Source organism: Alteromonas salexigens (genome assembly GCF_025628895.1).
Classification (GTDB): domain Bacteria; phylum Pseudomonadota; class Gammaproteobacteria; order Enterobacterales; family Alteromonadaceae; genus Alteromonas; species Alteromonas salexigens.
Genome location: NZ_JAOTJC010000013.1, coordinates 51,256 through 72,367, shown reverse-complemented (window position 1 = coordinate 72,367; position 21,112 = coordinate 51,256). Strand labels below are relative to the sequence as shown.

The 21,112-nt window shown below is 51.2% G+C and carries 19 protein-coding genes; 13 read left to right on the top strand and 6 right to left on the bottom strand.

All coding sequences use genetic code 11. From position 1 onward, the window contains the following. Position 1 precedes the first annotated feature (1 nt). Positions 2-1,336 (bottom strand): sigma-54-dependent transcriptional regulator, encoded by a 1,335-nt coding sequence (locus OCL06_RS14770; RefSeq protein WP_262995926.1) that lies wholly within the window; start codon positions 1,334-1,336, stop codon positions 2-4. Positions 1,337-1,510: 174 nt separating this feature from the next. Here OCL06_RS14770 and OCL06_RS14765 point away from each other — a divergent pair, with 174 nt between their 5' ends. After that, positions 1,511-2,116 (top strand): exopolysaccharide biosynthesis protein, encoded by a 606-nt coding sequence (locus tag OCL06_RS14765; RefSeq protein WP_262995924.1) that lies wholly within the window; start codon positions 1,511-1,513, stop codon positions 2,114-2,116. A gap of 29 nt (positions 2,117-2,145) precedes the next feature. Here the strand turns inward: OCL06_RS14765 and OCL06_RS14760 are convergent, their stop codons facing one another. Continuing rightward, positions 2,146-3,081 carry a LysR family transcriptional regulator gene (locus OCL06_RS14760; RefSeq protein WP_262995922.1) on the bottom strand — a complete coding sequence of 312 codons (936 nt, stop codon included), beginning with the start codon at positions 3,079-3,081 and terminating at the stop codon, positions 2,146-2,148. A 107-nt stretch (positions 3,082-3,188) separates the two neighbouring features. After that, on the bottom strand, positions 3,189-3,536 hold the full coding sequence (locus OCL06_RS14755) for a rhodanese-like domain-containing protein (RefSeq protein ID WP_262995920.1): 348 nt from the start codon (positions 3,534-3,536) through the stop codon (positions 3,189-3,191). Positions 3,537-3,727: 191 nt separating this feature from the next. Here OCL06_RS14755 and OCL06_RS14750 point away from each other — a divergent pair, with 191 nt between their 5' ends. Next, positions 3,728-4,042: an ArsR/SmtB family transcription factor gene (locus OCL06_RS14750; RefSeq protein WP_262995918.1), complete on the top strand. Its 315-nt coding sequence runs from the start codon at positions 3,728-3,730 to the stop codon at positions 4,040-4,042. A gap of 49 nt (positions 4,043-4,091) precedes the next feature. Here the strand turns inward: OCL06_RS14750 and OCL06_RS14745 are convergent, their stop codons facing one another. The 3 genes from OCL06_RS14745 to OCL06_RS14735 all read right to left on the bottom strand — a co-directional run bounded on the left by OCL06_RS14745 (position 4,092) and on the right by OCL06_RS14735 (position 6,703). Then, positions 4,092-5,408, bottom strand: a complete 1,317-nt coding sequence (locus tag OCL06_RS14745; RefSeq protein WP_262995916.1) for a class II fumarate hydratase — start codon at positions 5,406-5,408, stop codon at positions 4,092-4,094. Between the two features lie 2 nt (positions 5,409-5,410). Next, positions 5,411-6,148 (bottom strand): PRC-barrel domain containing protein, encoded by a 738-nt coding sequence (locus OCL06_RS14740; protein WP_262995913.1) that lies wholly within the window; start codon positions 6,146-6,148, stop codon positions 5,411-5,413. 198 nt (positions 6,149-6,346) lie between these two features. Next, positions 6,347-6,703, bottom strand: coding sequence for a MaoP family protein (locus OCL06_RS14735; RefSeq protein ID WP_262995912.1), 357 nt, complete (start codon positions 6,701-6,703; stop codon positions 6,347-6,349). A gap of 340 nt (positions 6,704-7,043) precedes the next feature. Between OCL06_RS14735 and OCL06_RS14730 the strand changes: the two genes are divergently transcribed. The 11 genes from OCL06_RS14730 (at position 7,044) to OCL06_RS14680 (ending at position 21,060) form a co-directional block, all read left to right on the top strand. Then, on the top strand, positions 7,044-7,208 hold the full coding sequence (locus OCL06_RS14730; RefSeq protein WP_262995910.1) for a hypothetical protein: 165 nt from the start codon (positions 7,044-7,046) through the stop codon (positions 7,206-7,208). 123 nt (positions 7,209-7,331) lie between these two features. Then, positions 7,332-8,165, top strand: coding sequence for a LysR family transcriptional regulator (locus OCL06_RS14725; RefSeq protein WP_262995908.1), 834 nt, complete (start codon positions 7,332-7,334; stop codon positions 8,163-8,165). Positions 8,166-8,230: 65 nt separating this feature from the next. Continuing rightward, on the top strand, positions 8,231-9,643 hold the full coding sequence (locus OCL06_RS14720) for a M16 family metallopeptidase (protein WP_262995906.1): 1,413 nt from the start codon (positions 8,231-8,233) through the stop codon (positions 9,641-9,643). Further along, positions 9,643-11,052 carry a M16 family metallopeptidase gene (locus OCL06_RS14715; protein WP_262995904.1) on the top strand — a complete coding sequence of 470 codons (1,410 nt, stop codon included), beginning with the start codon at positions 9,643-9,645 and terminating at the stop codon, positions 11,050-11,052. Before OCL06_RS14720 ends, OCL06_RS14715 begins: the two co-directional genes overlap by 1 nt. Before the next feature lies 1 nt (position 11,053). Beyond that, entirely contained in the window at positions 11,054-11,410 is a 357-nt protein-coding gene (locus tag OCL06_RS14710) for a DUF2750 domain-containing protein (RefSeq protein WP_262995902.1), read from the top strand. Between the two features lie 188 nt (positions 11,411-11,598). Beyond that, positions 11,599-11,835, top strand: coding sequence for a DUF2789 domain-containing protein (locus tag OCL06_RS14705; RefSeq protein ID WP_262995900.1), 237 nt, complete (start codon positions 11,599-11,601; stop codon positions 11,833-11,835). Between the two features lie 256 nt (positions 11,836-12,091). Then, positions 12,092-14,260 (top strand): S46 family peptidase, encoded by a 2,169-nt coding sequence (locus tag OCL06_RS14700; RefSeq protein ID WP_262995899.1) that lies wholly within the window; start codon positions 12,092-12,094, stop codon positions 14,258-14,260. A 216-nt stretch (positions 14,261-14,476) separates the two neighbouring features. Next, positions 14,477-15,781, top strand: coding sequence for a ribonuclease J (locus OCL06_RS14695; RefSeq protein ID WP_262995896.1), 1,305 nt, complete (start codon positions 14,477-14,479; stop codon positions 15,779-15,781). A gap of 145 nt (positions 15,782-15,926) precedes the next feature. Continuing rightward, complete coding sequence (locus OCL06_RS14690; protein ID WP_262995894.1) at positions 15,927-16,130, top strand: hypothetical protein; 204 nt, start codon at positions 15,927-15,929, stop codon at positions 16,128-16,130. Further along, complete coding sequence (locus OCL06_RS14685; RefSeq protein WP_262995892.1) at positions 16,130-16,633, top strand: hypothetical protein; 504 nt, start codon at positions 16,130-16,132, stop codon at positions 16,631-16,633. Before OCL06_RS14690 ends, OCL06_RS14685 begins: the two co-directional genes overlap by 1 nt. Positions 16,634-16,935: 302 nt before the next feature. Continuing rightward, positions 16,936-21,060 carry an EAL domain-containing protein gene (locus tag OCL06_RS14680; protein ID WP_262995890.1) on the top strand — a complete coding sequence of 1,375 codons (4,125 nt, stop codon included), beginning with the start codon at positions 16,936-16,938 and terminating at the stop codon, positions 21,058-21,060. Positions 21,061-21,112: the final 52 nt, after the last annotated feature.

Below are 21,112 nucleotides of genomic sequence, written 5' to 3'. Positions count from 1 at the left end.
ATTATTCTTCTTTGTTGAGGTCGCCATAGGCGTGTAGCCGGTTATACAGTGTCTTGGTACTGATCCCCAGCATTTCGGCCGCCAGGGTCTTGTTTCCATTCACCTTTTCGAGTGTCGCGTAAATTAGCTCTTTCTCGACATCCTCAATAGTGCGGCCTGCCTGGAGGGCTGGGGTGGTACTTTGTTTCTTGGCAAAAGGTGACTCGATTGTTTTCGGCAATTCCAGATCGCTGGTGTCGGGGTCGCTCATAATGGCTGCGCGGTGAACAAAGTGACGTAGCTCACGCACATTGCCCGGCCAGTCATAGGCTTTTAGGGTATCGAGTTGGGTTTGGTCCCATTCAAACTGAGTGCCATTTTCCTTGTTCAGCTCTTCGATAAAATACATAGCCAGCAGCGGGATATCTTCCTTACGATCGCGTAAAGGCGGGATGGTAATCGGGAAGACCGCTAAGCGGAAATAGATGTCTTCACGGAGCACCTTGCTCTCTGCGATTTCTTCCATGCTGCGGTTGGTGGCAGAGACTACACGGCAGCTCACCGGAATGGTCTTGGTACCGCCGACGCGGATAACCACTTTATTTTCAAGGACACGCAATAAGTTAGGTTGCATATCAATGGGCATTTCAGTGATTTCATCGAGGAACAACGTACCGTTTTCTGATTGCTCAAACACACCGGCTTTGCGACCGACTGCACCTGTAAAGGCGCCTTTTTCGTGACCAAATAACTCGCTGCCAATCAGTTCTTTAGAAAACGCACCGCAGTTCGTGGCGATATACGGGCCTTCGACGTCAGAGGCGGCGTGGATAGCTGCGGCCACCACTTCTTTACCGACACCACTTTCACCCAGCAACATGACATTGGCACTGGTGCGACTAACTCGTTCAATTAATTTGTACAGCTCTTTCATTGGCGTGGACTCGCCAATCAAATGGCCAAAATGGCGTTTGATTTTCGGCCCGGACTTGTCTTTCTTCTGTTCTTTTTTACCCGATAGCACGGCTTCAATTTCTTCGCGCTGAATGGGTTTTACCAGATAGTCGATATTGGGGCCACAGAGACCTTTGATAATGCCTTTAACCGAAGGGTGGCCGGTGATGAGCGTGACTCTGGGACGCTTGGGAAGCGCGTCTAATTCATCGAATAAATGGGCGCCACTACCATCAGGGAGCATGAAGTCTAAAAGTACATGGTCAAAGGTTTCTTTGTTCAGCCAGTCACGCGCTTCGGCCAGGTTAGCTGCGGTGAGCACTTCATGGCCAAGAAATTCAATAATAGTACAGGCTACATCTGTAAACTCGGGATCGTCATCGACCAGTAAAACAGTTAGCACTTAAAATTCCTTTTGTTGTGAGTCCCCAGTAATTAAATTACTGGATGCCTCGTTAAGTGGATCAATCCCCTGTGTATGCAGAGATTGTGCCGGAAACCGGGACGCAATTGCAATAGCGAGCTATTGGCACAGTAATCGCAATGCACACTCAGGATTATGTCAAGGATTTGAGTCATGTACAGCCGGACTTTATCACGTTCCATTACCCTGTACGAGTTGCTGGGCCGCATGCAGTCTGCGCAATCGGAGGATAAGGTTGCCTTTGGTGAGCTAATAGAAATTATGGAAAAGCGGGGCTTTGGGCCCATGCTGGCCGTACCGGCTTTTATTGCTGCTACTCCGGTGGGGGCCATTCCCGGTATACCGACGGTGACCGGTGTGACAATTTTTCTCATTGCCCTGCAAATTTTACTGGCTAAAAAACACCCATGGCTGCCCAGCGCAATCCGCGATATCGAATTTGATCGGGATTCCCTCAACACCGGCATTGGCACTATTAAACCTTTCGTCATGCACCTGGATCGTTTTCTCATCCCCCGTTGGTTTTTCATGCGGCAATACGTTTTCCGGGCACTTATTGCTGTCACCTGCGCCTTCTGCGGCGCAATGATGGTGCCATTGGAACTGATCCCGTTTTTAGGGTTAATCCCGGCGTTTGCCGTGCTGATTATGGCCGTGGGGATGGCTGCAGATGATGGGCTGGTAGCATTGCTGGGCTTATCGCTTGCTGCGGTTGGCTTTTATATGGCAGGCGCGCAAATTGTCGAAGCCCTGCCTTAACCGGGCATAACTCCCGTCTTATGAGGGGGTTATGCATTATCCGCAGCAGGACCCGCCAGGCCGGGGTGAGCGGTGCTGGAGGGTAAATTTATCAGTTGGTAGCGTAATTCGCCGATAAACGTCCGGGCGGCGGGACCAAGCCTGTCACCGTCACCAAAGCTAAGATATAACAGCGACTTTCTCAGTGCACCGTGTTCAAGGGGGAGCGCTGCCAGCGTTTCATCTTGCAGCTGAGGCTCAATCATTGCCAGTGGCAGCCATGCAAAACCTAACCCCTGCGAGATAATGTCTACAGAGGTTCGAATGTGACTCACGGTCCAGCGTTGATCAGCGCCCAGCCAACCGGATTCGGCTTTACGATCAGCCGAGGAATCCCGCACCACAATCTGGCGATGAGATTTTAAGTCTTCCGTGGTAATAGGGCGGTTAAGTTTGTGTAACGGGTGCTGGGGGTGGGCCACCGCCACAAATTCAATTTCGCACAAATCCTCACTGAAGCCCTCTGAAAAAGGAAAGGGCGACACCCCAATGTCTACATTGCCTTGTTTAAGTAAAGAGTTCGCCCCACTGAGCACAGTTTCCTCTATTTCTACCCGCAGCAACGGGAACTCTTCTGAGACCTTGGTCAACACGGCATAGAGCAGGGTGGCGGGAAAGACAATGTCCACAGCAATGCGTAACTGAGTTTCGGTGCCCTGCTGCAGCGAGCTGGCTACCGCCTCCAGCTTTTGTGCTTCGTTAAGCAAGAAGTCGGCACGCCGATACATTAGCTCACCTGAAGGCGACAGCCGTACTTTGCGGCCACTGTTCTCAAACAAGGTGACGCCCAGTGAGCGCTCAAGCTTATGCACCGCGTGGTGGACACTCGACTGGCTTTTATGAACCAGTACTGCGGCCTGATTAAAGCCGCCGGCGTCAACTACGGCTTTGAACATGCGCCATTGTTCTAACGTGGCTTTAAGCATAGGCGTCGCTACTCATTGTTCGTTCGGGTGCAGGCATTGTAGCTGCAAAATGCCGCGTCACAACAAGGAAAAATATCTGGTTCTGTGCTGTGAGCGGCGGAATAGTATCAGTCCAGTGCCTGTTTAATCGCATCAGGTTTACAGGTGATAGCCGTAACATTCTGGTAGCCGAGAGCACGGAGCTGTTCGGCAGCCAGTTGTGCACGGACGCCCGATGCGCAGTGCAGATAAATGGGGCGCGCAGGATCTTTACAATGATCAGTTATTTTCATTTCCAGCACGCCGCGGGGAATGCCGGTACTGGCATCCACTGGGTGTTGTTCCCGTTCTGCACTTTCCCTTACATCAATGACTAATCCATTATTCTGTTGCATTTCTGTAGCGGCTTCCTGAGCAGAAATCTGGCGCACAGGCGGCTCAATGGCGGCCAGGCGTTCCTGAATTGTTTTTAGCATAGTTGCTCCTTTTTTGCTGCTTGAATAAGTCTTTACTAATATGCCTGGGTTGGCGGATATTTCGAGAAGTTTCGGTAACTTACAAAATATCCGCCGGGTTCCGCAGACGTTCATTAATTTGCGACAGACGACCTTGCCTGATGTTGCTGTTTTACGATTGAATAAGGTATTGCTACTCTAACCTGTACTTCATGACAAGCTCGCAGATCGCAGAACAACAAGAACTCATGGCGCATGCTTCACAAGCAGAGCGTTACCTCAAGCACCTGGCGAATAAAACGCGCCTGATGGTGATGTGCCTGCTGCTGGACGAAGAACGTTCGGTAACTGAATTGCTGACCAGCATTCCGGTTACGCAGCCGGTACTGTCACAGCATCTGGCGGTGTTAAGAGAGGCCGGTATGGTGGCCACTCGCCGGCAAGGGCAGGTGATTTATTATCGTCTGGCCGATGACCGGGTATGCAGAACCATTAAATTACTCTATGAATTTTTTTGCGTCCGTTAACACTGACCGCCAAGGGTTGAAGACTGGCCGCTACTGCGGCCAGTAGTCTCTATACCAGCTTGCCAGGATCCAGTAACTCACGAAGCTCTTCTTCACTGAGATCAGTATTTTCTTTGGCCACATCCAGAATAGGTCGCTTTTCCTGGTACGCCTGTTTCGCAATTTCAGCACCTTTTTCGTAGCCGATACGGGCATTTAATGCCGTTACCAGAATCGGGTTTTTTGCCAGAATTTCCTGTGCTTTTTCATCGTTGAACTGCATATCTGCAATGGCTTTGTCCGCCAGATGAGTACACGCGTTTGCCAACAGATGGATAGCGGTAAGCAGGTTGTAGCCAATTAACGGCAACATCACGTTTAGTTGAAAATTCCCTGACTGGCCGGCTACGGTGACTGCCGTGTTCAGTCCCATTACCTGGGCACTGACCATGGCCGTGGCTTCCGGAATAACCGGGTTTACCTTGCCTGGCATGATGCTGCTGCCGGCCTGAAGCTTGGTTAAACTGATTTCACCCAGCCCGGCCAGTGGGCCACTGTTCATCCACCGCAAATCGTTGCTGATCTTCATGAGGGCGGTAGCCAGTACATTTAACTGGCCGGAAAACTCCACGGCGGTATCCTGCGCTGACAGAGCACTGAAATGGTTGTTGGTAACAAAAAATGTGTGGCCTAACTGTTGTGTCAGTGCGGAGGCCACCCGGGCACCGAATTCAGGGTGAGTATTGATGCCGGTGCCAACGGCGGTACCGCCAATTGCAAGTTGGCTAAGCCGTTCCTGAGTATGATCAATGCGGTCTATGCTGGCGAGTAACTGTGCGCGCCAGCCAGACATTTCCTGACTGAACGTCACGGGCATGGCATCCATCAGATGCGTACGGCCAGTTTTGATCATGCCCTCGGCTTCGGTCATTTTACTTTTAATGGCGTCGCAAAGTTTCTCTACCGCCGGAACGAGTTGATGATTCGACGCGATCACCGCGCTGACATGGATGGTAGTGGGGATCACGTCATTCGAGCTTTGCCCCATGTTGACGTGGTCATTAGGATGAACCTCTTCACCGCAGGCACGGGAGGCCAGCGTAGCAATAACTTCGTTGGCGTTCATATTGGTACTGGTACCCGAACCCGTCTGAAACACATCCAGCGGAAATGCGTCATCATGCTTGCCCTGGGCAACTTCATGAGCGGCATCCCAGATGGCATCAGCCCGCTGCTTATCAAGCTTGCCCAGCTCGTGATTGACAGAGGCACAGGCCGCCTTCACATATCCCAGCGCATGTATAAAGGTCGCCGGCATAGGCTGGCCACTGATTTGAAAGTTGTCCAGTGCTAACGCGGTTTGTTTTTGATAAAGCGTGTCTGACATAACTACTCGGCCTGCTGAAGAATTTGATTAATGTAGTTTTCATCGTCAAGCTGATCCACATCTATCTCAGGTTTTTCCATCAGTGCATCGTGTGAAAGGTTAACTTTGACCTTGTGACTGGACCAGTCAATATGTTCAATAGCGGAAGGGAGTACCGCCAGATGCTTACCGCCCGGCAACCAGTTGCGGGTGTCTATCACCAGCAGGCGTAATGCCCAGCTGGTATCATCAAAGATGAAGTCGGTGACATGACCCACTTCGTCTTCGGTGGTTGCCACATCGTAGCCGTTGACCTCGCCACAAGCGCGCAAGTGATTCTGGGAATGCAGCGCATTGTCTTCTTGCATGGCCGCCTCACGGTCGGCGTCAGCCAATTCAGTGGGGTGGGCAAAGTCTCCCCAGGCGCCCGGACCTATCCAGTAATAGCCATAGCCGAAGTATTTAAATAAGGTTTCTTCGTACTCCCGGGAGACCGGTTTGTGTTCGTCAATTGACGGGCTGTCTTTGAGCGTTTGTGCAGACATGGAGACATGAATTTTTTTCTCATCGGTATCGACCTTCGTCACTGCGATAGGAGAAATGACTACTTTGCGACTAAGTGGTAGCCAGGTATTCGTATCGGCTACCAGGTACCGCATTATAAAATCCTGATCATCAAACAGGATGTCTTTGCAGCCTCCAATGTCGTCATCAGTAGCGTGCAGGGAAAAATGTTTTAATTGCTTAAACGATATCATCATGTCCGGATCCTCCTGTCCCAACGTCTTAATCTGCCGGGCGTTTATGACACTGTAAGTGTAGTCCTTGCCAATGCGTTTCGCGATCAGGCGTTGTACGCCGCGACAATGTTGGTAAGCGAGGGGAGGCTGGAAGGATCAACTGCAGAGGAGGCTGGTGGTATCTGAACCACCAGCAAAAACAGGCTGTATTTTCGTGACTTAGGCGACGTCGAAGGTTTCGTCTGAGAAATCGTCGTCGTAGTCTGACTGGTTACTGGCGGAGCTGTGCAGGGTGTAGAAGTGCTTTTTACCCCGCGCAAGTCGCACATATTTTTGCCAGGCTTTTTCAAGCGCGTTCTGGGCCGGCACCATACCCTGAGTGAAGGCTAAAAAGTGCTTTTCATCGTCTGACTCAGGGGTAAGCTCGCCGCTTTCCAGTGCCAGCAGGGTATGTCCAAAACGGCTCAGTAAGTCAGCATCGCTGATACTGAAATCACCGGATTTTCGAAACCCGTAAGGAAACTTCACGCGGTCGATAAACGTTTTTTGCGGGACACGAATATTTGGAGCTTGCATGAGTTATCTCGTCGTTAGGTTGGTTTACAGGCAGACTTTTAAGGGAAATTTTCAAGAAGATAAAACAAAATTTTTTTTTCCAGAGCATAAAAAAAATTGTTCAATTAGCGAGGGCGGGTAAGTCTGACAATTCAAGGCTGTGGAAGCACCGCTTGGGCACACAAAACAATATCAGGCACAGGTGTTATGAGCGACCTGTGTGTGAAATGTACAATAAAAGCCCCTGAAGAACTGATGGGTTTTTGAACAAAAAATTATTATCGTTACGATGATAATTATTCGTTTCCTATTTTTGTACGGCGAATAATAATGCAGGTGTGGCAACAACAAAGAGACCATGATGAGTAAAGACTATCGTTACCAGCGCGAAGAATGGGACCCGGTAGAGGAAGACCTTGGCGAGAAGAAAATGAAATCCCGTCGTGAACATGAAATAAAGGCTAAGCAAAGACGCGACATGCAACGTCGCGAAAAGCAACGCAGGCTTCAGCAGGAAAGCTTTTAAGTTCGCTTGTACTTCCGCACTGTACAGCGCGTCACGTTAGTGAGGCGCTGCGACTGTATTTGTGTTTACAAGTGTCGAAATCTGTGACAGCTTACCGCTACTTTCGTTCGTTTACGTACACGCATGGATATTCGCTTTTTAACCACTTTCATCGAAGTGGTCAACACCCGTCATTTTGGCAAAGCTGCCGAAAATTTATACCTCACACAATCGGCAGTCAGTGCCCGAATTAAGTTGCTGGAAGAGTACTTTCACACCACATTATTTATTCGCCAGCGAAACAGTATCCAGCTAACCCAGGCCGGGGAAAAACTGTTGCCGTTTGCCCGCCAGTTATGCGACACCCTGAATGAAGCGCGCCAGGAGCTACAGGTACAGTCGGCAGAATACGTAGTATGTGGTGCCACACAATTAGCCAGCGAACTGTCTTTGCCCGGCGCTCTGAGCCACCTGCATAACGCCTTCCCGGACTGGTCGGTGAAAGCAGAGGTGCTGACGCTGGATAATTTATCCCGACAGCTGCACGAGCGTGTCATTGATGTGGCATTCTCAACCGAAGTGCTGAAATCTGAAGAAGTCACCAGCACAGTGCTGGAGCAGCGGCCGTTGTGTTTATGCCGGTTCCCCGCTGCACAGGGCGGGGAGTCTTCAGAATTTGTGGCGATCGACTGGGGCAGTAAGGTACGGGATACCCTGCTTACCCAGTATCCGACCTTTCGTGATGCAAAGTTACGCACTAACTCCCTGTCACTGGGGCTGACTACCCTGCGCGCGGAAGGCGGGGTGGCCGTCTTACCCCAGGATTCTGCCGACAAACTGATAGCTCAGGGGGCGGCGACACATTTTGACACACTTAACGACTGTTACGTGAACCTGTATATGCACACAATGAAGTCAGTTCGACGTGTCGGCCTGTCAGAAGTCATAGCCAGTTTACTGCCCCCCAGCGGCAATTAGCCATATAGGGCGGGGGGGGACCGGGCAGCAGTCGAAGCGGAATACCATTCTAATAAGGAACGTGAATGAAACATTTAGTTGTTGCACTGGGCCTGCTGACCGGGCTTACCGGCTGCCAACAGGCTCCAGACACTCAAACCGGCCAGACCGAAGTCGCGCAGACCCGACTCACCGTGCCTGTACACTATGAGACCCTCGATAATGGTCTCAAAGTAGTACTTTCCAAAGATCCTACTGCCCCGATCGTGGCGGTAGGGGTGTACTACAACATTGGATTCAGGATTGAACCTGAGGATCGCACCGGCTTTGCTCACCTGTTTGAGCATATGATGTTCCAGGGGTCACAAAACCTGCCAAAAGGTGAGTTTGATAAGCTGGTGAATGGCAACGGCGGTATTAACAACGGCTCGACCCGGTTCGACTTCACTAACTATTATGAAATCCTGCCGGCTCATACCCTGCGGACGTTTCTGTGGGTGGAAGCCGACAGAATGCGCGGCCTGAATATTACCCAGGCGGAGCTCACCAACCAGCAAGGCGTGGTGAAAAATGAAGTGAAGGTGAACGTCCTCAATCAGCCATATGGTGGCTTTCCGTGGCTGGACTTACCTCAGCACGCTTTTGATAACTGGTACAACGCCCACAATTTTTACGGCGATCTGGAAGATCTGGACGCTGCCACCCTGGAAGACGTGGAACGCTTTTTTGATCAATACTATGCGCCCAATAATGCTGTGCTGGTGGTAACGGGTGACCTTGAGGTGGCACAAACCATGGACTGGGTTAAACAATACTTCTCCGGGATCCCCGCCGCTGACCTTGCGCCTGCCCCAGACATCTCAGAGCCTTCCCAAACCGCTGAGCGCCGGGCCAGCCGGGTAGACCCTCTGGCGCCCAAGCCCGCTTACGCAGTGGGGTATCGTATGCCGGAGCGTAACTCGCCGGAGTACTACGCGATGGGACTTATTGATCAGCTATTGCTTCAGGGCGACGACAGTTTGCTGCATCAGACACTGGTAGAAAAACAGGGTGTCGCCGGGGATGTGTCTGGCGGGATAAACCTGCTTGGCAATATGTTTAATTACAACGGCCCCATGTTATGGACGGCTGCCTTGGTGCACGAGCCAGAGGTGAGCGAGCAGGCGATCACCCGCAGTATTGATAATGTCATTCAGCAGTTGCACAACCAGCCGGTAAGCGAAGAAATGCTCAATCGTGCGCGGGTAAAATTACGCTCAGCGCTGTACGATACAATTGACGGCAGCAGTGGCATTGGCAAATTGGATCTATTGGCCAGCTTTGCATTGTTTGACGATGATCCTGCTCGTATCAACGAGATTGAAGCCGAGTTTGCTCAGGTCACCCCTGCGTTGATACAGCAGACCGCAAAAAAATACCTGGCGCCGTCAAACCGAACCATTTTTACCGTCATGCCAGCCCACGCGGCGGGTAATAATCAAGCCGCAGGAGCTAACTAATGAAACGGATTTTCAGTCAGCTTATAACCCCGATAATGTTTGCCGTGATGAGTGCCTCGGTGACTGCTTCTGACTTCCCGTCCACGCCGCCGGCCCCGGGTGAGCCAAAAGATTTTGCCCTGCCGTCGGTGTCGTCTTATACATTACCCAACGGCCTGCAGGTTACGTTTATTCCGTATGGTGAAACGCCGAAAAGTACGATGGTGTTGCAGTTTGACACAGGCAACCAGCATGACGACACCCAGGGCGGACTCGCCGACATCGTGTTTGAACTGTTAAAGCAGGGCACTGATACCCTTGATGCTAGTGCAATCGCTACGCAGGCGGCCTCTATGGGCGGCCAGGTGTCTACACGGGTGGGTATGAACAGCAGTCATATTGCGCTGGACGTGTTAAGTGAATTCAACCGTGAGGCGGTGTCACTGCTGGCCACGCTGGTAGCATCGTCCATGTTTGAGGAAACGGATCTTCAGCGTGCCATCCAAAACCAGTGGCGTGATATTGAAGTGGCGCGCTCACGTGCGCAAGGGCAGGCAGTGGTTGCCTTTTATGAAAAAATGTATGGCGAACATCCTTACAGTCATATTTATCCTACCAAGGCAGAACTGCATAGCATCACCCGTGACGATGTCAGGGAGTTCGCCGAAACCTATCTCACAGCCAGCAATGCTCATTTATATATTGCGGGCAGATTCAATCAAACACAGATGCAGAACGCGATTCGCAATGCCTTTGAGGACTTGCCTGCGGGCGGCCCGATAGCACCAGTGGCGCCGCCTGCGCAGCAGGCAGCTCCGGGGCTCACACTTATCCCTCGTGAGGGGGCCGTACAGGCCACCGTCAGAATAGGGCAGCGTACGGTGCCCATGTCGCATAAGGATTACGTACCGCTGGAGGTGATGAACACCCTGTTAGGGGGCATGTTTTCCAGTCGCATTACCCAGAATATCCGTGAGGATAAGGGGTATACCTATTCACCCCGCAGTGCGCTCTACAGCTATAAAGACGCTTCAGTGTGGTATCAGGCCGCGGATATTCAGGCCGAAAGTACCGGTGACGCAATCAATGAAATTGTGAAGGAAATTTCTGGTCTTCAGGAAATCCCGCCACCGGCTGAAGAGCTCCAGGGTGTTAAAAACTACATGTCGGGCTTGTTTGTATTGCGCAACTCCTCGCGTGCCGGGGTCATTGCGCAGCTGGTACGACTCAACGTGAATGACCTACCGCAAGCGCGTCTGACAGATTACATTTCAATGGTTAATCAGGTCAGCGCAGAGCAAGTTTCCCGGGTGGCAGTTGAATATCTGAATTTAGACGACATGTCTGTTATTGTTGTCGGCGATAAACAACAGATGAACGAACAACTGTCGGTGGTGGAAAAGCTGCCAGTGACGCAATTGGAGAAGTAATATGAGTGCGATGTCACACCCGCTGCTGAATGTCTCAATAGAGCAGCGTCTGCGTGAAACGTTTGCTGCAATTAAAGAAAACGAAGCCTTGTGGATCTTAACCGACGAGCACGGCTGCGTTATGCTAACAGCAGAAGACGAAGACGGGATCCCTGTATGGCCGGACGCAGGCATAGCCAGCTTATGGGCAACCGACGACTGGGCGCACTGTGAGCCATTGCAGATCTCGCTGGCTGACTGGTATAAAAAATGGGTGCCAGGCATGCAGGAAGATGAATTGCTGGTAATGGTCTGTCCCGTTCCCGGAGAAGAAGGTGAAGTGCTGGAACCTGCTGAGTTTGCCGAACAATTAAGCTGATACTCACTTCCTTTCGAATAAGGCCGCGTACGCGGCCTTTTTTATTGCTGTAACGCCGTACACAAACACACTCCTTTTGTTGTAAAAACGCCTACACTTTCACCTGCGAGTAGAATTCAGTGATGGTGTCGTGATCCCTGAGCAGGTTGTCGGCGTTTACGACAGTAAGTTAATGAGGAGAATCAACTATGTATACGGACCAACCCACCATGCAAGACCTGTTCGTTCAGCTTGGCCTGGACAGCAGTGATGAAGCAATTGATAACTTTATAGAAAAACACCGTGGTATGAATGACAGTCGCCACATCGAAGAAGCACCGTTCTGGAACGATTCACAGTCGGAGTTTCTGAAATCTGCCCTGGAGGACGATGCTGAGTGGGCGGAAGTGATCGATCAGCTTAACGTGCAGCTGCATCAGGATTAACGACAGTTCGCCGTACTCTTTTACCTGCCATCCGGGGATGGAGGGAACGGGCTTAAATCGCGACGGTTGCCTCTGGCCGTCGTCGGTTTCCGTGCCTTTCTATTAATAACCTAACCCCCTCTTTTCTACGCCGATATCCGTCCCAAGCTGTTGCTTTACCGACAATTATAGTCAAATTAGGCCACTGACATAGGCGTCAGCAAGAAGGTGTGATATACCTGCTTAGCTGTATTGTAATTTTGCCAAGGAAAAAGGAATGTCATTAAAAGTATTAACCAGCCTGGCGCTGCCTATTATGCTGACCTCACTGGCTGCAACCGCCAAGGAAGGAATGTATACCCCTGAGCAGTTACCTGCCATTGCAGAAGATTTGAAAGCCACCGGGCTGGAGATTTCCCCCCAGCAGCTAAGTGACCTTACCGGGTTCCCCATGGGCGCTATAGTTTCATTGGGAGGGTGTTCAGCCTCATTTGTTTCTGACTCAGGGTTAGCTGTAACCAACCACCATTGTGCGCGAGGATCGGTGCAATATAACTCGTCATCAGAAAACAACTACCTGAAAGATGGGTTTTTAGCTAAGACGCATAGCGAAGAGTTACCCGCCGCGCCAGGGACCCGCATGTGGGTGACGGTAGGTTTTTCTGATGTGACTGAGCAGGTTACAGGTGGGCTAAGCGACGAGCTTTCTGGCCGGGCGCGCTACGATGCCATTGTCAAAAATCAAAAAGCCATTATCGCTGAGTGCGAATCAGAACCGGGTTACCGTTGCTCGGTGCCGGCATTTTTTGATGGGCTTGAATATAAGTTGATCAAACAACTAGAAATTCGAGATGTGCGAATAGCCTATGCCCCTGCTGATGCCATTGGTAAGTACGGCGGCGATATTGATAACTGGATGTGGCCCCGGCATACCGGAGATTTTGCGTTTTACCGTGCCTATGTAGGCAAGGACGGCAAACCGGCTGACTTTAGCAAAGACAACGTGCCGTACCAACCAGAACATGTGCTCACGGTGTCTGCTGGTGGTCTGGAAGCCGGTGACTTCGTGATGGCAGCCGGGTATCCGGGCTCGACCAACCGCTATGCGCGACTGGTTACTGTGGATTACATGTTCAACTGGCTGTATCCCACTTATATCGACCTGGTAACCAACTGGATTAATGCGATAGAAGATGCGGCGCCAGAAGGCAGTGACGCGCGCATCATTTACGAAGCCAGGCTCGCAGGGTTGAATAACTTTCTGAAAAACACCAAAGGCCAGTTGGCGGGTGCCAAGCGGGTGGGCCTGCTTGATCGTCGTGAAGCACGTGAGACCGCGCTGGAAGAATGGTTAAATCAGGAGGGCGATGCGCAACATTATCAGGATGCCATAGCTGAGCTTGATGCGGTTAAAGAGAAGTCGGCGGCCATGAGCAAGCAAAACTTCTGGTACAACAATCTGACCCGCGCGCAGTTATTGTCGGCCGCTCAAACCCTTTATCGCAATGCTATTGAAAAGCAAAAGCCGGATGCGGAACGTGAACCGGGCTTTCAGACCCGTGACGATAAGCGGCTTGAAGAGCGCATGACCCGACTCAATCGACGGTTCGATGCGACAGTCGATAAGGCAGTATGGATGCAATTTATCGATATGTACCTTGCCCAGCCGGACGATAACCGCATTGCCGCATTTGACACTGCTCTGGGGCTTAAACAAGACAGCAGCAAGCGTGATATTGAGGCAACCCTTTCTGCTATGTACAGCAACACTAAGCTTAATGATGCAGACACCCGTCTGAAGTGGCTGACCGCTGATCCGGCCGCATTCGAGAAAAGCGATGACCCTTTCATAGAGCTTGCAGTAGCACTGTATGATACTGAAATGCATATTGAAAATGAGTCAAAGGCGCTGGAAGGGCAGGAGGCCGCATTACAACCGAAATACATGCGCGCCATTATTGATTGGCAGAAGGCACAGGGCAGCTTAGCCTATCCTGATGCTAACAGTACCTTGCGGGTCACGTACGGCACAGTATTGGGCGGATCTCCGAAAGACGGACTGGTTTATGAACCGTTCACCCGTCTGGAAGGGATCCCGGAGAAAGACACCGGCGAAGCACCGTTTGATTCACCGACCAAACAGCTTGAACTGATAGACGAACAGAAGTACGGTCCGTATAAGCTTGACAGCATTAACAGTGTCCCGGTGAACTTCCTGTCCGATCTCGACTCTACCGGTGGTAACTCTGGCTCAGCGACCTTGAATGCTAACGCCGAGCTGGTGGGGCTATTATTCGATGGTACATTTGAAAGCGTAAACTCCGACTGGGACTTCGACCCGAAAACGACCCGCACTATTCACGTAGATACACGCTATATGCTGTGGGTAATGGAATATGTGGACGGTGCGAACAACCTTATAAACGAAATGAAGATCGCTGAATAACCCTTCTGGCAGGCGGTAAATCATTAAACCAATAGGGGCGTCAGCCCCTTTTTTTATTTGTCGGCTGCAGTCGTTGTAATTCTCAGCCAGTACGATAAGTTGATCACCATCCTGCTGGATCAGGTATGGAGTAGTAAACGTAGACAGGAGGCAGTTCTGACACCCACGGCAGAGGATCTCTGGTTCGTCCCTTTGGGCGGTACTGGTGAAATAGGCATGAATCTCAATTTATATGGTCATGATGGCAAATGGCTTATGGTTGACTGTGGCATCTCATTCGATGAACCGCTGGTACCAGCATATCGGCAGGCTCAGTCAGACGCCACCCGCCACGAGGTAGTCGCGCCGGATCCTTCGTTCATTGTGCGTCAGCGTGAAAATCTGTGCGGCCTGGTGATAACTCATGCCCACGAAGATCACATCGGTGCTGTACCCTATCTGTGGCAGCGGTTTCAGTGCGCGGTTTACGCTACGCCGTTTACAGCAGAAGTATTGCGCCGCAAGCTTGCCCAGCGGGGGTTAGACCAGCGGGTGCCTATTATTGAAGTGGGCACCAGTGCCACGGCGCAATTAGGCCCGTTTACATTGCGGTGGATGGCTATTACACATTCGGTGCCCGAACCCAGCGCGTTGCTTATTCAAACCAAAGTGGGCAATATTTTTCATACCGCTGACTGGAAAATTGATGCCCAGCCAGTAACGGGAAAACCGTTCAATCCCGAGGTTTTTCAGGCGCTAGCAGGGGAGTCGGTATTGGCCATGGTGGGCGACTCCACCAATGCCACCAAGGACGGCTTTTCTGTTTCCGAGCGCAATTGTTTTGATGGCTTGTTCGCCACCATTAAACCGTTAAGCGGGCGGGTGGTAGTCAGCTGTTTTGGCAGTAATATTGCCCGTTTAATCACGCTGGCACGGGTAGCGAAGAAAACCGGGCGATATATGGCGCTACTGGGGCGCTCGCTGGTTAACATGCACAGCATTGCCCGGCACACGGGAGTATGGCCTGAAGACGTCGAGTTAATTGATCCGCGTCATATTGGTTACTTGCCCCCGGAGGAAGTCCTGGCTGTGGCCACTGGCAGTCAGGGCGAGCCGCGTGCCGCGCTTAATCGCCTGGCGCTGGACAGTCACCCGGATTTGACACTGGGCAAAGGTGATACCGTCATTTTCTCTTCTATCGTCATTCCCGGTAATGAAGCGGAGGTGGCCCGGCTGGTTTCCCGTTTCCAGGGCCGGGGTATTACCACCATTCAGAGCGAAGACAGCCTCTTACCTATTCACGCCAGTGGTCACCCCTATGCTGAAGAACTGAAATTGATGTACCGCTGGGTAAAACCTCAAATTGCCATCCCTGTACATGGGGAGCCTGAGCACCTGCGTGCTCATGCTGATATTGCACTGGCTAGCGGCGTGCGTAAGCATTACGTGGGGTTAAACGGTGACCTTTATCGCCTTGCCCCGCAGGCGGGTATTCGCCGGGGCGTCATCCGGACCGGTCGCATACCGGTGGCGCAGAATTAGCCATTACTCTGCATAATTAGCTGGAAATGCTGCAAGGATATGCGCAGTCATAAGCAAATCTCGTTAAGCTGACGGCCTGACAGCCGATATGATGATTAGCAACCAGATTGGTTGCCATCTGATTTCATCTTATTAAGGATTTGCCATGAAAAAGCTCGTAAAAATTTCAGTTTTTGCCGTTATAGGTTTATTATCAAATACAGTAACAGCATTTCAATCGACACCGGACCGGTCTAATAAAGTCTTCGGTGACATTTGTTCAGTAGCCCCTTGGGCGTGTGGTATGACAATTTCGGGTGGTAATGGTGATGGCTTTGAACCTGAGAAGCCTAAGCCTATAGAGAAATAATGAGTGCAGAGGTAATCCAAATTCCATTGACAACGCTGCTAAATCTGGCAGCGTTAATTCTCTACACGCTGGCTGTAAAACGCATCACCTTTTTTTCCTTTGTATTAGTAGGCTTACTTCTGATAGATGTTCTCCATCAGGGGATTGCCATATACCTGCGCAGCTTTCTCAGTGACGAGCGCAGTCTCTCTTTTGTCTTTCATGCCTGGTACATCAGTTTCGCCTTTACCGATTTTCTGTTTTTTTTATGCGGTTTGTACCTGGCAAAAGTGGTTGGCAGTGACATCGACAAGGCCAGTCAGTTTATTCTGTTCACCTATCTGGTATTAGGGGTTATACAGATGCTGCGGTTTGCCGAGCGGTTGTTTACTGACACCAATCTGATGGCGTGGTTGTACTCCGAGGGTATTCCGCTTACCAACCTTGTGGTTACCGCGTTTGTGATAAGTTACGTGATTAGAGTCACCTTTGTGTCTTTACGTCACGGTGTACGGACCGTTTAGGTCGCAAACGTCAGCAACAAATTTTGCCCTTCCAATTATTATACTGGCGATAGTTTCAATTTCGTGCATACCCCCGCACAACTGATGAAAAAGTTTTAAGTCCTGTTATTATGCTTACAGGTTGAACAGCAGCCGTGCGGAAATAGACGTCGGCACGCAATAATAAAAGGTGTGCAGGACAGGCACACATAACAATGATGATTAGCTGTAAAAAAAATCTCACAATCTTAAGCTTACTCCTTCTTCAGGTATTCAGCCTAGCAAGCGTTGCTGCGCCGCGGATTCCGGAACCGGTATTTGAAGTGCTCTCTACCCGCAATGGGCTACCCCAGGATGTGGTAAATCATGTCGTTACCGACAGTGCCGGATTTTTGTGGGTCGCTACCCAGGGCGGCGTAGCGCGTTGGGATGGTTACCGGGCGGTGGCGCTAACCGGCCCTGATAATATGCTTACCAATACCAGCGTGTCCCGGCTGAGCCTGGAAAATGAGGAAGCACTTTGGATAAGCACCTACTCAAGTGGCATTTATCGCTATGAATTTGCTACCGGGGAGTATTCGCAGATGGTGAATATTCCTTATCGTCAGCGGCCCGACTGGGCCCAGTATGCAAATAGCTTTAAGTGGCTGAATAATGACACCGTGCTGATAGGCATGGCGGAAGAGGTGATTCGGTTCCACACTGACACAGCCACGTATGAAGTACTGTACTCACTCAGTGATGCCAGTCTGGAGCGGGCAGAAAGCATCCGTCGTGTCGATACAATAGCGGGAACCCTGCTTATCGCGACCACCCATAATTTGTATTCAAAGCCCTTGAGTGAGAGCGGCAAAGTCACGCCCGTGGACTATTTAAATGGCGTCGAGCCTGACGTAAATACCAGAAATGTAAAGCTGTTGATGCAGGACAACCAGCAGCGTTTTTGGGTAGGCACGGTCGGTGGGCTATTTATGGCGCCGGTAGCGGCGCTCACTGATTACCTGGCAGGACAGGGAGAAAATCCGTTTACCCAGATCCTGAGTGAGCACAACACCTGGGATATGGTGCAGAACAATGCTGATAGCTTCTGGCTGGGTACCAGTGATGGCCTGTTCCAGCTTTCCCGGCAAGAGGGGGGCTGGCAGGCAGAGCATATCCTTGAACCCAGCAATGGTTTTACCGAATTATCTAAAAAGCACATTAAAACCCTCACAAAAGATGACAATGGTAATTTGTGGCTGGGCAGTGAATATGGCGGCGCGCTGTACTTTCAGCCACAGGGTGTCAGCTTAGAAACCTTACAGAACCGACGGTATCAGGCGTCGCCGCTGTTAAGTAATAATACCGTTTGGGCACTTCATCAGTCGGATAGCGACACGCTGTGGATTGGCACCGATAACGGATTAAACCGCTATCAGTTTTCTACCGGTGAGAGTGAACAGTTTCTGGTCAGTACCGACACTATCGCCACCGATTATGAGTCAATTATAGAGAAGATTTTCCCCTGGGATGAGCGCCATTTGTTGTTACAGACCTTTGATGGCTTGCGATTGTTCTCCATTGAAGACGGGACAGTGTCGTTGCCTCCCGTAGCGGAAGGCGGCGATCAGACTATGTTTCAGTCGTGGAACTTTGGCAGCAATACAGATACCCAGGGGCGGATTTATTTTATTGCCGATGCGTTTTACCGTTATTCGCCACAGACGCTGGATGTGGAAAAGTTAGCGCTGGATCCGGCCGTGTTTGATGTGGACTTTTTTTCCGGGTTCCTGGGCACCAGTCCGCACTACGAGAACCAAATAATGGTCGCCATGCTTGATGGTGTGTGGCTCATTGATACCCGCACCCTCGAGCATACCCTGGTATATGCGTTTCCGGAGTCACAGCGCAATAACGAAGTGTCTGTGAGCGCGTTTGCAGTGGATGGAGATAACACCCTGTGGCTGGCCTTTCCCCGATTCGGGCTGTTAGGACTGGATGCCACCACGTTCGAACAAAAGGTGGCTCTCAACAGTGACAATAAGCTGCCGTCCGATATCGTCTATTCATTACAGCCCGACGCGTTGGGGGGACTTTGGTTCAGCTCGCACTCTGGATTACACCGTTATGCACCAGCCACCGATAAGCTTAAAAACTTTCGCTACGGCAGACAGTTGTTTATCTCTGAATTTAATGAAGGGGCAGTGACAACCCTCTCTGATGGGCGGCTGGCATTCGGCTCTACAAATGGGGTGGTGATGTTTAACCCTGAATCTTTGTTAAGTGCGACGTCAGGGGCTGACAGTGCAAGTCGCATGACGATCACCGCCGCCACACTGAACTCCAGAGACTGGGCTCTGCCGCTGCGCGCCCTGAATGGGGATAAACTCGACCTTCATCACGATGACTACGGCATTACCGTGTACTTTTCGCCCATGGTGATGGGCAATAAATCAGATGCCCGATATACCTATAAGCTGCTACGGGACAACAGTATCGTCAGTGAGGGGACGACCCGGGATGCACGGCTGAACTTTGCCTCACTCGAACCCGGCTTTTACACGCTGACAGTGGCACCTACCAGTAACAGCTTCGACGCGACTTTTATTCCGGCGGATATCAGCATAGCTGTTCCTTACCCGCCGTTACGCTCACCACTGGCTTACGCGACCTACGCTTTAATCGCGCTGGGATTGCTACTGGCCTATTTATTTACCCGCCAACAACAGTTAAACCGGTTAGCCCGTGCGCAACAACAGGTGAGACTGTTTGGCGATGCATTCCGGCAAACCCGCGACTGGGTAATCATTTTTGATGCTGACAAAACCCCAGTGGCAGCGAACCCGGCGTTCGCACAAGCATTTGGTATTGCCGAACATGGCAACCTCAAGCGTGAGATGAACCAGTTATACCGCCGGTATCCCAAACTGTCGCGGGTATTACTGGGTCACCTTGCTGGTCTTAGTCCGGGACAGTTCTGGAAGGACGAAGACAGCATAGACGCAGCTGACGGCCGCAACCACGACGTGTTGATTGAGATTACGGCGGTCAGGGATGAAGAGAACGCCGAGCGGACCGACCATTACCTGTTAGTTATCTCCGATATCAGCGACCAGAAGCGAGCTGAGCGTAAGCTTATCAAGATTGCGAATTACGATAGCCTGACCGGCCTGGTCAACCGCAGTCTGTTGCTTGACCGGCTTGAACATGCCGTAGCTAATGCAAAAGCCCACGACACCAAAGTGGCGGTACTCTTTGTGGATCTGGATCGTTTTAAAGGCATTAACGACTCCCTGGGTCATGATTATGGCGATAAACTGTTGAAGGTCGTGGCTAACCGGATGCGAAATCTGGCTGCCGAGGCTGATACGGTAGCGCGTCTTGGCGGCGACGAATTTGTACTGGTAATTGAAGAGGTAAAAAATCTCGATATCCTCAGTCATTTTGTGCAGGAGTTAATTGAATCGGTAGAGACGCCCATCTCGCTGGGCAAAGAGGTGTTGCGAGTCTCCTGTAGTGTCGGCGTGTCGTTCTATCCCGACGATGCAGCAGAACCCGCTGAATTGCTCAAACAGGCTGATGTAGCTATGTATTCGGCGAAGAAAGACACCCTTAATGGCTTTACCTATTTCACTACCGAAATGAATGAACGGGCGCGCCATCGTCTGCACCTTGAAAACCGGGTGAAAAAAGCGTTTACCGAAGACTGCTTCTATAACCAGTATCAGCCCATTATCAATGCGCGAAGCGGCGCAGTCGAAGGGGTTGAACTGCTGCTACGTTGTAAGATGGCCGACGAGCCATTGTATCCGGACGCGTTCATTCCTATTCTGGAGCAACTGCGGTATATCATTGAGGTCACCAGACAGGCCATGCGCCGCGCGGTGTCGGATCTGGCGCAGTGGTATCAACAGGGGTTTAACGGCTACGTGTCGGTTAACCTGTCTGCGCTGCATTTCAAAACCGAGTTCGATATTGATGGGATACGTGCGCTGCTGGAAGAGTTTTCACTGCCGGTGTCCTCTCTCCGGTTTGAAATTACCGAGGGGGTGTTGATGGATAATACTGGCGGGGCACTGCGTCAGATCCAACGGCTGGTGGAAGCGGGCTTTGTGCTGGCCCTGGATGATTTTGGTACCGGTTATTCGTCGCTGAGCTATCTGAAACGCTATCCACTGTCGGTACTTAAAATTGATAAAAGCTTTGTGGACGGCATACAGCCAGGCAATGAAGATGACGCGCTGGTGGCGACCACCATCAATTTAGCCCGTAGCCTGTCAATGACCTGTGTCGCTGAGGGAATTGAAACCCAGGCTCAGGCGCGGCAGTTGCTGATGATGGGCTGTGATCGCCAGCAAGGTTATCATTTCTCACGTCCGGTGGACGCAGAGGCCATTCCGGCGCTGATTGACCAGTCCTGGTGTGTGGCTTCCGATCCAGAAGCCGTTGCCCGGCAATCTGGCGGTTAAGCCGGTACCACGGTTGACCCGCGAGGCTCAGAAAGAGCGCCGCCTGAGCATT

Coding starts and splice junctions, on each gene's coding strand:
- OCL06_RS14690 (WP_262995894.1), top strand. CDS start 15,927: ATGAAAAAGCTCGTAAAAATTTCAGTTTTTGCCGTTATAGGTTTATTA.
- OCL06_RS14760 (WP_262995922.1), bottom strand. CDS start 3,081: ATGCTTAAAGCCACGTTAGAACAATGGCGCATGTTCAAAGCCGTAGTT.
- OCL06_RS14725 (WP_262995908.1), top strand. CDS start 7,332: ATGGATATTCGCTTTTTAACCACTTTCATCGAAGTGGTCAACACCCGT.
- OCL06_RS14695 (WP_262995896.1), top strand. CDS start 14,477: ATGAATCTCAATTTATATGGTCATGATGGCAAATGGCTTATGGTTGAC.
- OCL06_RS14730 (WP_262995910.1), top strand. CDS start 7,044: ATGAGTAAAGACTATCGTTACCAGCGCGAAGAATGGGACCCGGTAGAG.
- OCL06_RS14765 (WP_262995924.1), top strand. CDS start 1,511: ATGTACAGCCGGACTTTATCACGTTCCATTACCCTGTACGAGTTGCTG.
- OCL06_RS14740 (WP_262995913.1), bottom strand. CDS start 6,148: ATGATGATATCGTTTAAGCAATTAAAACATTTTTCCCTGCACGCTACT.
- OCL06_RS14750 (WP_262995918.1), top strand. CDS start 3,728: ATGACAAGCTCGCAGATCGCAGAACAACAAGAACTCATGGCGCATGCT.
- OCL06_RS14735 (WP_262995912.1), bottom strand. CDS start 6,703: ATGCAAGCTCCAAATATTCGTGTCCCGCAAAAAACGTTTATCGACCGC.
- OCL06_RS14755 (WP_262995920.1), bottom strand. CDS start 3,536: ATGCTAAAAACAATTCAGGAACGCCTGGCCGCCATTGAGCCGCCTGTG.
- OCL06_RS14700 (WP_262995899.1), top strand. CDS start 12,092: ATGTCATTAAAAGTATTAACCAGCCTGGCGCTGCCTATTATGCTGACC.
- OCL06_RS14715 (WP_262995904.1), top strand. CDS start 9,643: ATGAAACGGATTTTCAGTCAGCTTATAACCCCGATAATGTTTGCCGTG.
- OCL06_RS14685 (WP_262995892.1), top strand. CDS start 16,130: ATGAGTGCAGAGGTAATCCAAATTCCATTGACAACGCTGCTAAATCTG.
- OCL06_RS14705 (WP_262995900.1), top strand. CDS start 11,599: ATGTATACGGACCAACCCACCATGCAAGACCTGTTCGTTCAGCTTGGC.
- OCL06_RS14720 (WP_262995906.1), top strand. CDS start 8,231: ATGAAACATTTAGTTGTTGCACTGGGCCTGCTGACCGGGCTTACCGGC.
- OCL06_RS14745 (WP_262995916.1), bottom strand. CDS start 5,408: ATGTCAGACACGCTTTATCAAAAACAAACCGCGTTAGCACTGGACAAC.
- OCL06_RS14710 (WP_262995902.1), top strand. CDS start 11,054: ATGAGTGCGATGTCACACCCGCTGCTGAATGTCTCAATAGAGCAGCGT.